The following is an 11,977-nucleotide window of genomic DNA, read 5'->3' on the forward strand; positions in this document are numbered from 1 at the left end:
TCTAAAAGTACGGCGGCATGGGACGTGTTTGATACCGCCTTGTTGCAACCGGTGACACGCCGTCACCGGGCGGGCCGCACGCTCGACGGCCCGGCAGCACCCACCCCGGGTTGTGAGCGGCCACCCGCGCCGGAATAACCGGGATAATGCGACTGGGCGCTTAGATGGCCCACCGTGGTGGCGACCCGCAGGATGTACGCATCGCGCGGCTGGGTGGGATCGCGGCCGGTGAAGTCGGTGATGCGCTTGAGACGGTAGCGCACGGTGTTTGGATGAACGAACAACTTGCGGGCGCAGGCTTCGATCGCACCACCGCAGTCGAGATAGGCGTCCAGCGTCTCGAGGAGCGTCGGCCCGGCCTCGGCAAGGGGCCGCATCACGTCGGTCTGCAGCGCCGCGATCGCCGACGCATCCCCCATCAGGGCTCGTTCGGGCAGCAACTCGCGCGCGAGCACCGGGCGCGGCGCGCCACGCCATCCGGCCACGGCGTTCATACCCGAGATGGCCTCGCTGGCACTGTGGTAGGCGGCGGTCAGCATCGGCGCGGTCGGCCCGATCACCACCGGTCCGTCGGAGAAGGCGTTCAGCAGATCCCCTAAGAACTTTTCGGTCGGTGACAGCTTCCCCGACACGATCGCCACCAGCCAGGTGCCGTGCACGTCGGTGAGCGCCGCGCGCCCGTGGCGGGCGGCGACATCGCGGACGTCCTGGCTGGCGTGCAGCTCGCGCCCGGACGCGGGGGTCCCCACCACCACCGTCGCCGGTTGGGTGGTATCCCAGCTCAGTGCCGCCGCGCGGGACAGCAGCTCGGGCCCGGTGTCACCGCGCACCACGGCGTCCACGACGCTGGCCTCCATGCGGCTGTCCCACGCGCCCCGCGCCTCGGCCGCGTCGGCATAGGCCGAGGCGGCGGTGAAGGCCAGGTCGCGGCTGTACTTCAAGATGCCCACCGTGAGCGCGGTCAATTGCTCGTCCGAACGGGCCAGCATCGGGACGACTTCTTCGAAGTACTCCATGGTGACTCGCACCATGTCGACGGTGTGACGCAGGGCGATCCGCCGAGTCAGATCCTGGGGCACCAGCTCGAAGGCCTTCGCGGTGTAGCTGACATTGCTGTGGGGGTCTTTTATCCACTCGACGAAGTTCACCACCGCGGTCTGCACCACCAGTGCCACGCTGGCGCGCTGCGATGCTTCCAGCTCGGCGAAGAATGGCAGCCGCTCCTGCATTGCGGAAACGGCCTCGGTGGCCAGCCGGCCCGAGTACTGCTTCAGCCGCCGCAGCAGGGACTCCGGCACGGTGTCCAACAGCTCCAGTGGGGAGCGCGGTAGGGCAAACTGGTTGTCGCTCATCCCTAAAAACTACGTGAAATCTCTGGCATCATTCGCCAAGGCCTAGAGCCTGCCGGGCAAGCTCCCAGCGGATCGCGTCACCGGCGTGGTGTGCGCGCTCCTCAGTCACGCGACGGGTGCCTCTTGGGTGTCCCCTTGGGTGTCCCTCGGGTGCTCTTGGGTGCCCTTGGGTGGTTACGTCGGCTCCGACGCGGGCGGAACGCTGTCGATCTGGTATTGGCGGGCCGCCGTGACCGGCACCGACGGGTCGATCACGCCGTCGCGGGCCAGCGCCTCTAGCACCGCGACCACTTGCGATTCCGCGTCGGTATTGAAGTAGCGGCGCGCGGCGGGCCGGGTGTCGGAAAAGCCGAACCCGTCGGTACCCAGGGTGACATAGGTGCCGGGCACCCAAGGCCGGATCTGCTCGGGCACGGCGCGCATCCAGTCCGACACCGCGATCACCGGGCCGGGGCGATCCGAGCGGGCCTCGGATAAGACCTGGGTCACGTAGGGTACCCGGGCGGGTCGGTCCGGGTGACGCAGCCGTTCGGTCTCCCCGGCCACCCCGTCGCGGTTGAGCTCGCTCCAGCTGGTCACCGACCACACGTCGGCTGCGACGTCCCAGTCGGCGGCCAGCATTCCCGCCGCTCGCAACGCCTCGGGCAGCGCCACCCCGGACGCCAGGATGTGCGCGGTGCGGCTGCCGGGCTGCGCGGACGGCTGGTAGCGATAGATGCCGCGCAGCAGTCCTTCGGGGTCGAAGTTCTCCGGCTCGGGCGGCTGCACATACGGCTCGTTGTAGACCGTGATGTAGAAGAGCACGTTCTCTGGGTTTTCCCCGTACATCCTGGCCAGCCCGCTTTCGATGATGTAGGCGATCTCGTAGGCGAACGCCGGGTCATAGGCGACCACCGCCGGATTGGTGCTGGCCAACAGCAGCGAATGCCCGTCGGCGTGCTGCAGGCCCTCGCCGGTCAGGGTGGTGCGGCCCGCGGTGGCGCCAAGCAGGAACCCGCGTGCCATCTGGTCGCCGGCGGCCCACAAGCCGTCGCCGGTGCGCTGGAACCCGAACATCGAGTAGAAGATGTAGATCGGGATCAATGGCTCGTTGTGTGTGGAATACGAGGTGCCGGCGGCCGTGAAGCTGGCCACCGCGCCGGCTTCGTTGATGCCCTCGTGCAGGATCTGCCCATCGGCGCTTTCCTTGTAGGCCAGCATCATGTCGGCGTCGACCGAGGTGTAGAGCTGGCCGAGGCGGTTGTAGATCTTGAGGTTCGGAAACCAGGAGTCCATCCCGAAGGTGCGGGCCTCGTCGGGAATGATCGGCACGATCCGCGGGCCGATTTCCTTGTCCCGCAACACTTCCCGAAATGCACGTACCGTCGCCATGGTGGTGGCGACCTGTTGATTTCCGGATCCCTTCTTCAGCGGCCGGTAGATGTCGCGGCCAGGTAACGTCAGCGCCCTGGACTTCGTGCGGCGCTCCGGCAGGAAGCCGCCAAGCGCCCGGCGCCGATCGAGCATGTAGCGGATTTCCGGAGCATCCGGTCCCGGGTGGTAATACGGTGGCAGGTAGGGGTTTTCCTCGAGCTCGGCGTCCGTGATCGGAATCCGCTGAGTGTCGCGGAACTCTTTCAGGTCCTCCAGCGTCAGCTTTTTCATCTGGTGGGTGGCCATGCGGCCCTCGAAGTGCTTGCCCAGCGCGTAGCCCTTGATGGTCTTGGCCAAAATGACGGTCGGCTGGCCTTTGTGCTCGACCGCGGCGCGGTAGGCCGCATACACCTTGCGGTAGTCGTGGCCGCCGCGCTTGAGGTTCCAGATATCGTCGTCGGAGAGGTTTTTCACCAATTCTTTCGTGCGGGGGTCGCGGCCGAAGAAGTGCTCCCGGACGTAGCTACCGTCGTTGGCTTTGTAGGTCTGGTAGTCACCGTCGGGGGTGACGTTCATCAGGTTGACCAGGGCGCCGTCGCGGTCGGCGTGCAGCAGCGCATCCCATTCGCGTCCCCAGATCACCTTGATGACGTTCCATCCGGCGCCCCGGAAGAACGACTCCAGCTCCTGGATGATCTTGCCGTTTCCGCGTACCGGCCCGTCGAGGCGCTGCAGGTTGCAGTTGATCACGAACGTGAGGTTGTCCAGGCCTTCGATGGCCGCGACGTGCAGCAGCCCCCGGCTTTCGGGTTCATCCATCTCGCCGTCGCCCAAAAAGCACCACACGTGCTGGTCGGAGGTGTCTTTGATGCCCCGGTCATGCAGATAGTGGTTGAGGCGGGCCTGATAGATGGCGTTCATCGGGCCCAGACCCATGGACACGGTGGGAAATTCCCAAAACTCGGGCATCAGCCGCGGGTGCGGATATGACGGCAGCCCGCCACCGGGATGGCTGTGCTCCTGGCGGAACCCGTCGAGCTGAGCTGCGGACAGCCGGCCTTCCAGGAAGGCCCGGGCGTAGATCCCCGGGGACGCGTGGCCCTGGATGAACACCTGGTCCCCGCCTCCGGGATGCGATTTGCCGCGGAAAAAGTGATTGAACCCGACTTCGTAGAGCGTCGCCGAGGAGGCGTAGGTCGAGATGTGACCGCCCACCGAGATGCCCGGGCGCTGAGCCCGGTGCACCATGATGGCGGCGTTCCACCGGATCCACCTGCGGTAGCGGCGCTCGATGTCCTCATCGCCGGGAAACCACGGCTCCAACTCGGTGGGGATGGTGTTGACGTAGTCGGTGGACGTCAGGGCCGGGATGGCGACCCGTTGTTCACCGGCGCGCTCCAGCAGTCGCAACATCAGGTAGCGGGCGCGCGCCGGCCCGGAACGCGCCAGCAGCTCGTCGAAGGACTCCAGCCACTCGGCGGTTTCCTCGGGGTCGATATCGGGCAGGTAGGACGCGACGCCTTCGCGGATCACCCGAACGCGGCCGGGTTCGCTTGCGCTGCTTGGGTGCTTAGCCAAATTGTGACGCACGAACTCGGTTGTCAACTTCCGCTCCTTGGTCGGCGGCTCATCTGCTTGTCCTTCTGCTCGTCGGCTGCAGCCACGAAATCTCGGGCTCGCGGGAATCTGAGTTTGCTCTCCATCGTGCCGCACCCGGACACCGGGCGCGCAACGGCGCTCAGACCCCGGGCGCGGCGCCGCCGGGTGCCGTCGCGGGGCCGGAGCGCCGTGCCACGCCGCAACGACCGCGCCGGGCGATCAAACCGGGCCCGACCACCCGGGCGCGCTGATGGGCCGGGGCCCTGGGAGACCCGAACCGGTAACGTCACGGGCTGTGGCGATCGGTTGGTGTGCCCGGGTCCGCATCCGGGCGGGGGCGCTGGTGCTGGGCTGCGTTGCGGTGGTGTTGATGGCTGTGATCAACGTGGTGGCCGGGTGCACCAGCATTACCGAGGGCACCGCGACAGTCGACACGGCGATGGCCCCCGCCTATCGGTCATCGGTGTCCGCGTCGGTGTCGGCGTCGTCGGCGACGTCGAGAATTCGGGAGTCCCAACGACAGCAGTCGCTGACGACCCGGGCCGTGCGCGCCGCATGCGAGTCGCTTGCCACTACCGGCAAGGCCGCCACCGACAAGGTGAATGAGTTCGTCGGGGCGTTCAACGAAGGTCGTGACACCGCCCCGGCCGAAGGCCCGGCCATAGATGCGCTTAACAGCAGTGCCGACGCGGTGGCCGCGAGCCTGGGCAGCGCCCTGTCGCCGCAGCTGCGCGGCGCGCTTGAGGCCTATGCCGACGCGGCTCGCGCGGTGGCAACTGCCATCGCCGTGCACGCGTCGACCTCGGAGTTCAACCGCCGCGTCGATCGGTTCAACGAGGCCAAGGCGAAAGCGGTGCGGGCGTGCCTCGCCGCATCCTGAGTCGGCCGTGTGGGCGGCGTCGCGCTGTGCAACGATAATGCCCATCGCACGACGCACGGACGGTTAAGGAGGTCCCACGGTGGTCGCGGCGGATGACGCCCCGAACTACGCCCGCAAGCTTGGCATCCGCAAAGGCCAAGTTGTCCAGGAGTGGGGCTGGGACGAGGACACCGACGACAACATCCGGGCCGCTGTCGAGGAGGCATGCGGTGCCGAGTTACTCGACGAGGGCAGCACCAACGAGGTTGTGGACGTCGTTTTGCTGTGGTGGCGTGACGGCGACGGGGACTTGGTGGACACCCTGATGGACGCCATCACCGCGCTTGCCGAAGACGGCGTGATCTGGGTGTTGACCCCCAAGACCGGAAGGCCCGGCCACGTGCTGCCGGCCGAGATCGCGGAGTCGGCGCCCACCGCGGGACTGATGCCCACCTCGTCGGTAAACCTCGGGGACTGGAGCGGCAGCCGATTGGTGCAGCCCAAGTCGCGGGCGGGAAAGCGCTGATGCTCCCCGTCGGAACTCCCGCCCCGGACTTCACACTGCGCGACCAGAACCAGCAGCCGGTCACCCTGAGCGACTACCGGGGCGCCAAAAACGTGCTGCTGGTGTTTTTCCCGTTGGCGTTTACCGGGATTTGCCAGGGCGAGCTGGACCAGCTGCGCGATCACCTGCCCGATTACGACAACGACGACAGCGCGGTGCTGACCATTTCGGTGGGCCCGCCGCCCACCCACAAGGTGTGGGCGACCGAGAACGGCTTTCTGTTTCCGGTGTTGTCTGACTTCTGGCCGCACGGCGCCGTTAGCCAGGCCTACGGTGTGTTCAACGACGACGCCGGTTTTTCCAACCGCGGTACCTTCGTCGTCGATCGGTCGGGGATCATCCGGTTTGCCGAGATGAAGCAGCCCGGGGAAGCCCGCGATCAGCGGCTGTGGAGCGACGCGCTGGCAGCGCTGAAAGGCTGAGGGGCGTTTGTGGGTGCCCGTTAGGCGGGTGACGCTTCGGCGGATGGCGTGCGCGGCATGGGCGCGTAGCTCAGTGGTAGAGCTCTGGTTTTACACACCAGCGGTCGGCGGTTCGATCCCGTCCGCGCCCACCAGCGTTCATACAGGTCAAAACATTTTTCGGGACACCGCGGACGATGCTGGGGTGCCTGCCAAGTGCCCAGTGTCCCAAGAGCGTCCCAAGCGGGCAGCGCCGTTGCGAGTACCGGGCCAGTGGCCCAACGGATCACCCGAACAGCGACGCGCCCACCGCGCGCAGCTCGTCGGCCTTGACGTCGGCATAGATCGACAGCGCCACCGCTGGGTCATGGCCATGCCAGCCCGCGACGATGTGCGGCGGGTGACCTTGGTCGAGCATGGGGCTGACGCTGGTGTTCCGCAGCCCGTGCAGGCGAATACGGGGCAGTCCCGCTCGCATGCGCAACCGCTGAAACTCGTCGGTGTACCCCTCGGAGCGCAGCGGTGTGCCGTCCTCCTGCACCGCCACCAGGCGATCATCGGACCACCCGAGACCCAGTTCCATAGCCTCGGTCGGCTGCCGGTGGCGCAGCGCCCGCAGAGCCTCGGTCACGTCCGCCGGTAAAGGTAGGTCGCGGCGGCTGCGGCGTGACTTGGGCGCACCCTCTATCGCGTCACCGCCCACAGCGACCCGACCCCGCCGGACCGACAGCGTGCCGGTGTTGAGATCGACTGCGCTCCACCGCAGGCCGAGCACTTCGGACCGGCGCAATCCGTAGCAGGACAGCAGCCAGCACGCGAATAGCCGGTGATCACGTACCGACTCGCGGAACTGGCTGACCTCGTCCAGGGTCCACGACTTGGCCGTGTGCTCGGTGCTGGGGGCGTCCTCGGCGAGCGGGGCAGCGTCGTCGGGGTCGGCGTCCTTCGGCCGTTCAACCAACGCAATCACGTTGCGCGGCAACACGCCCTGATCCATGTAGCTCTGGACAACCGCGCCGAACGTCGTGAGGGTTGAACGGACTGTCTGCGGGCTGAGACGCTGTTTCTCAGCGGCGGCGGTCGCGGGCTCGGTGGGCGCGTACACACCCCGCCGTATGCGGGTGAGCCGCTGAGCCGCCCGGTGGCCAGCAGCGCGGACAGAGCCGAGTGCACGTCCCCACCGGACAGTGCGGCGGTCAGCTCAGCGGCGGTGATCCCCTCGGGGTGTTCGGACACCAGCGTGACCACCCGGCCAGCCAGCGAATCGGCCCGGTAGTGGCGGGGTGACGTGCGCGCCTCGGTCAGCAGCCACCGCACCAGAGCATCTCCGTCGGCCTTAGTGAGCTGCTGAAGCTTCCTGCCGCCGAGGTAGCGCCGGACGGGTTTCAGGTCCATCTCGTAGCTGTAACGCGTCACCTGGCGGATGCCTCGGCGACCGGCCAGCCACGCATCGCACGCCTCGTCCACGGTGATATCCGTCCGGGCGGTGTAGGTGCCCGCCGCGACCTGGGAGCTGATCTTCCGGTATTCGCGGCGCGCCTCGGCATACGTGGGGAACGTGAACCGCCTTCTATCCCTGCTGCCATCTGGTTTGACGCCGACATCGGCGCGGAACTCGTAGCTCACCGTGCCGTTCTTCGCGGTGCGCTTCGTGATCGGCTCGGCGCGCCGGGTGCGCCTAGCGGCGGCGATCTTGGTGGGCTGTGTCTCGGTGTTCATGATTGGCGTCTGCTCGTGGTCGTGCGCCCCTCGGTGATCCATGGGTAATTGCCAGTCGACGGATCACGCTGGCGAACGCGGAATTTGTAGTACCACTTGGGAACCTGCTGGTACACAGAGGCTTTCACGAGGCTAGCTCACGAAGGCCGGCGGTCATGACGTAGACGCGGCCGCCGAGCCGGCGAACCGGCAGGTCTCCGGAGGCTGCCAGCCGGTAGGCCGCAGCCCGGCTGATTCCCAGCAGCTGCGCGGCTCGGGGCACTGCGAGCAGAAGGGGCCGATCGTTGAATACGTTTTCTTCCAATTTTATTCACCACCCTCCAAAGAGTCGTGTCGAATAAGAGGCTGTCGGACGAGCTCCACGCGCTGTATGAGGTTGTCGAGCCCAGTCGGCTTCGCGCCGGAGAGCCGTTGATCGCCTTGGTCCCACCAAAGCTCACAACACCACTGTAATTCTCTGCAATGACGCTTCATGCACAATTTTGGCGCCCGGTTCGTGGGTTCGCTCGGCAGCGCCTTCGCGCACATCGGGGTGGCCGCACTCCCTCCGCTAGACCCGGCACACTCGAGCACCCCGCTAATCCCCAACCCCGTCGCAATCCACAATCCGGATACTTCCCATAATATCCCAAAACCACTGTCTCCGTTACACTTAGACTGACCCGTGTCACTGGATCCCAGTATCGATCATCGCCCCGAAAACTGCATGGCACATTGGCACAAGTGGTGTAATACTGATTTGTAGTGCGTTGGACACGACAGCCGTAACTGGTCGAGATCGTCTTCCGTCCAATCATCTTCGGGAATCGCCCTGAGGACTCGTACGAGCGAGTTGGCGAACGATTGGTCAGTGATGGCTGGGCGGGACAGAAAGAAGTCTATGAATACGCGGCGCCCGGGCGTCGATGCCGGGAGTCTCTTATTAGTGCGTCGAGTGTCTCCAGCACGTAGTGGTGAATGAGGAATGTGGGTTGCACTCTCTTTGCGTAGCCCTTTTGATCTGTGAGGATGTCAACCGCATCCGCACATGTTGGTCTGCTTGCTCTTGTTCGACGACCTCTGCTGCCGAAGCGACGAGCTTGAGGTCCGAGAGGCCCGTGCTGTGTATCGACTCAAGCAGACTGATCGACTTACACGCGCGGCGAAAAGCATCTTGCGGACCAGCCATTAGCAGTTTCTCAGCGCATTGCTTGATGCTATCTTCGTCGCCCGCGGCCACGCCCCGTGGAGTGGTGTCAGTCGAGCTGGCGTTTCGCTTGAGGCTCTGCGGTTTTTCACTATGCCGTGATTGCGGCGGGCTGCGCAACGGGTTGGTCGTGGGAATCGTCTTTGGTGTGGAGTAGGGCCAGGGTGGTCTCGGACAGGTAGCGTTTGTCGGCGACTTGCCATTCGTCGTGGGCCTCGACGAGAACGGAGCCGGCCAGCCGCGGCAGGGCTGCCGGGTTGGGGAAGACGCCCACGACGTCGGTTCGGCGCTTGATCTCTTTATTTAACCGCTCGAGTGGATTGGTCGACCAAATCTTTTTCCAATGTGGCACAGGGAAATCGGCGAAGGTGGTGATGTCATCGCCGGCCTCGCGCAGCATGGTTTCCACCTTCGGCAGTTGACGGCCAAGCATGTGCGCGATGGTGTCGAGCTGCTCGCGCACGTGCTCGGCGTCGGGTTGGGCGAAGATGGTGCGGATCGCCGCGGCCACCATCTCGGCCGAGCCCGTAGCTTAGGGACTTGGGCCAACACGGTACGCAGGAAATGCACGCGACATCTTTGCCAGCTCGCCCCGATCAGGACGCCTCGATCGCCGCGCGCAGCCCGGCATGGGCATCGCAGATCACCAGCTGCACCCCCGACAGGCCGCGTGTCTTCAGGGAGCGCAGAAACGCCGTCCAAAACGCGCCGTCCTCCGAATCGCCGACCTCGAAGCCGAGCACCTCACGGCGCCCATCGGCGGCCACCCGGTGGCGATCACCACCGCTTGAGACACCACCCGATGGTTGACCCGAGCTTTGCAGTAGGTGGCGTCGAGCAACACCTACGGGAAGCGCTGATCGGACAACGGTCGATCGCGGAAGGCGGCCACCTCGGTATCCAGATCGGCGCAGATGCGCGACATCTCGCTTTTGGAGATCTCGCTATCGGCGCCGAGCGCCTTGACCAGATCGTCGACCTTGCGGGTCGAGCTGCCATGCAGGTAAGCCTCCATCACCACCGCGAACAAGCACTGATCCACTGGGCGGCGCCGCTCCAACAGCGCCGGGAAGAACGAGCCGGTGCGCAGCTTGGGGATGCGCAACTTCAAATCCCCAGCGATGGTTGAAAGTGTTCGCGGCCGCCCTCCATTGCGCTGATTGGTACGCGTCTGGGTGCGCTCATGCGGGCCAGCGCCGATCAGTGCGGTCAACTCCGCTTCGATCAACGCCTGATAGATGGTCTCGGCAGCCTGCCTAATGCGGTCAGCAGCATCGGCATTGCGCAGTGCATCCAGCATCTCCAACAAGGCAGACTGCTCCAGGGCCATCGCGATGTTCCTCTCGGTCGTGATACTTGGTCGTTTCACCACAGAGACTCACGCGATGGCCCCTCCTACCTTGGCACCGACACGCCGGCCCCATTTACACCACACCTTGGGACATGAGCGTCGCCCACGACTCTCAGATCAGTTAGTAAGCCCTCGTATGCTTCGCTCGACAGCTGACCGGCTGGGCGAGCCTGCAGTGTGTACTGAGCAAGGTGTGAATATTCGGCCCGCCAGGAAGGGTGATCGCCAGCGAAACCGCTGAGTAGTGTGGCGGTTCGTAACCGGTGCCAGGTATTGGCGAGTCCCCGATACTGAGTCCACCCGGTTCTAGAGTCGGGTTTTGTTGTTCTGGATTCAGTTGATTTCGCAGGCCACAGGGGTGTGGGTGTGGCTGCATCGGGCAGCATACTCGGCCGGGGTGAGGTAGCCCAGTGCGGAGTGACGGTGCCGGTGATTATGTTCGTGCTTGAAGTCGCCGATGACTACTCGGGCCTCCAGCAGGTTGGTCCAGTGGTTGCGGTTGAGGCACTCCTTCCTGAGCCTGCTGTTGAACGATTCGATGTAGGCGTTGTCCCACGGCGCGCCGGGTGGAATGTAGGACAATCCGACTGTGCCGTCACAAAACTGGTGCAGCGCTTGCGAAATCATCTCCGGGCCGTTGTCCATGCGCAGCACCAGCGGCGGTCCACCGGCGGTGGCGAACACCCGCTCGAGTTCATCGACGAGACGCTCGCCGGTGATCGAGCGCTCCACGATGTTCAGCAGCGATTCGCGGGTGTGCTCGTCGACCATCGACGCGATCTTGACGGCCTTGCCGTCGATGGTGGAGTCGAACTGAAAATCCAGCGCCCACACGACCTTGGGTGCGTCCGCGACGACCTGCGGCGCCGACGACACCCCCGCGCGCTTACGCGGCGAATGCGCCCGCCGCTGCAGTCCTTCCTCACGCCACAGCCGGTGGACCTTCTTTTTGTTGACCTCACGGCCCTCATCGTGGCGCAACGCCGCCCAGGCGCGCCGAAACCCATGGCACGGATGTTTGGTGGCATAGGCGCGCAGCCAGGCCCGCAGATCGGCATCCGGGTCGGCCGGGGTCTGCGCGACCGGAGTGCGCCGGTAGGTAGAACGAGCCAGCCCAACCGCCTTGCACGCCAACCGCTCCGACATGCTCAACACCTCTTTGAGCATGTCCACGGCGCGACGCTTGGCGGCCGGGCTCAGAATTTTCCCTTCGCGACCTCCCGCAACGCATCCTTTTCCAACTCCGCCTCGGCCAGCAGCCGCTTCAACCTCGCGTTCTGCTCCCGCAACTCCTTGAGCTGCCTGGCGGCATTGATATCCATCCCGCCATAGGTGCGCCGCCAGTTATACAGCGTCGCCGGCGACACCTCCAGCTCGGCGGCGATCTCCTCACCGGTCTTGCCTGCCGCCCCCAGCTCATCCGCACGGCGCAGCTTGCGCACGATGTCCTCCGCGGAATGCCGCTTCCGACCAGCCATGTGTTTCATCGTCCCTTCCAACCCCATCCACGGGGGCCACAGGACTCTAAAACAAGGCGGACTCATTCACCGGGAACACCCCAGTATCGCTGAAATGTCGAGGTTCGTCGGTAC

Annotated in this window: 9 protein-coding genes, 1 tRNA gene and 1 pseudogene; 4 read left to right on the plus strand and 7 right to left on the minus strand. The window is 65.4% G+C overall.

Annotated features, from left to right (window positions below; genetic code table 11):
• Positions 1-62 precede the first annotated feature (62 nt).
• Both MSM1_RS18020 and aceE read right to left on the minus strand, forming a co-directional pair.
• Positions 63-1,352, minus strand: coding sequence for a CdaR family transcriptional regulator (locus MSM1_RS18020; RefSeq protein WP_213445005.1), 1,290 nt, complete (start codon positions 1,350-1,352; stop codon positions 63-65).
• Positions 1,353-1,526: 174 nt separating this feature from the next.
• Entirely contained in the window at positions 1,527-4,310 is a 2,784-nt protein-coding gene (aceE, locus tag MSM1_RS18025; protein ID WP_213445007.1) for a pyruvate dehydrogenase (acetyl-transferring), homodimeric type, read from the minus strand.
• Between the two features lie 289 nt (positions 4,311-4,599).
• Between aceE and MSM1_RS18030 the strand changes: the two genes are divergently transcribed.
• The 4 genes from MSM1_RS18030 (at position 4,600) to MSM1_RS18045 (ending at position 6,284) form a co-directional block, all read left to right on the plus strand.
• A complete protein-coding gene (locus MSM1_RS18030) occupies positions 4,600-5,184 on the plus strand; it encodes a hypothetical protein (protein WP_213445009.1) in 585 nt (194 codons plus the stop codon).
• Positions 5,185-5,263: 79 nt separating this feature from the next.
• Positions 5,264-5,689, plus strand: coding sequence for a DUF3052 domain-containing protein (locus MSM1_RS18035; RefSeq protein ID WP_213445011.1), 426 nt, complete (start codon positions 5,264-5,266; stop codon positions 5,687-5,689).
• Entirely contained in the window at positions 5,689-6,150 is a 462-nt protein-coding gene (locus tag MSM1_RS18040; protein WP_213445013.1) for a peroxiredoxin, read from the plus strand. The genes MSM1_RS18035 and MSM1_RS18040 overlap by 1 nt, the downstream gene beginning before the upstream one ends.
• Positions 6,151-6,209: 59 nt before the next feature.
• Positions 6,210-6,284, plus strand: a tRNA-Val gene (locus tag MSM1_RS18045).
• A gap of 131 nt (positions 6,285-6,415) precedes the next feature.
• Here the strand turns inward: MSM1_RS18045 and MSM1_RS18050 are convergent.
• From MSM1_RS18050 to MSM1_RS18070, 5 genes and pseudogenes are all read right to left on the minus strand, one after another.
• A complete protein-coding gene (locus MSM1_RS18050) occupies positions 6,416-7,099 on the minus strand; it encodes a site-specific integrase (protein ID WP_307857455.1) in 684 nt (227 codons plus the stop codon).
• A complete protein-coding gene (locus MSM1_RS18055; RefSeq protein ID WP_213445017.1) occupies positions 7,096-7,848 on the minus strand; it encodes a hypothetical protein in 753 nt (250 codons plus the stop codon). Before MSM1_RS18055 ends, MSM1_RS18050 begins: the two co-directional genes overlap by 4 nt.
• 124 nt (positions 7,849-7,972) lie before the next feature.
• Positions 7,973-8,152, minus strand: a complete 180-nt coding sequence (locus tag MSM1_RS18060) for a helix-turn-helix domain-containing protein (RefSeq protein WP_236056868.1) — start codon at positions 8,150-8,152, stop codon at positions 7,973-7,975.
• Between the two features lie 973 nt (positions 8,153-9,125).
• Positions 9,126-10,364 (minus strand): annotated as a pseudogene (locus MSM1_RS18065) (IS256 family transposase).
• A 354-nt stretch (positions 10,365-10,718) separates the two neighbouring features.
• A protein-coding gene (locus MSM1_RS18070) for an IS3 family transposase (RefSeq protein ID WP_213445019.1) occupies positions 10,719-11,863 on the minus strand; the annotation gives its coding sequence in 2 pieces (ribosomal slippage) (positions 10,719-11,596 and positions 11,596-11,863; 1,146 coding nt in all).
• Between the last annotated feature and the right edge of the window lie 114 nt (positions 11,864-11,977).

Origin of the sequence: Mycobacterium sp. SM1, from assembly GCF_018361265.1 — a bacterium.
Classification (GTDB): Bacteria; Actinomycetota; Actinomycetes; order Mycobacteriales; family Mycobacteriaceae; genus Mycobacterium.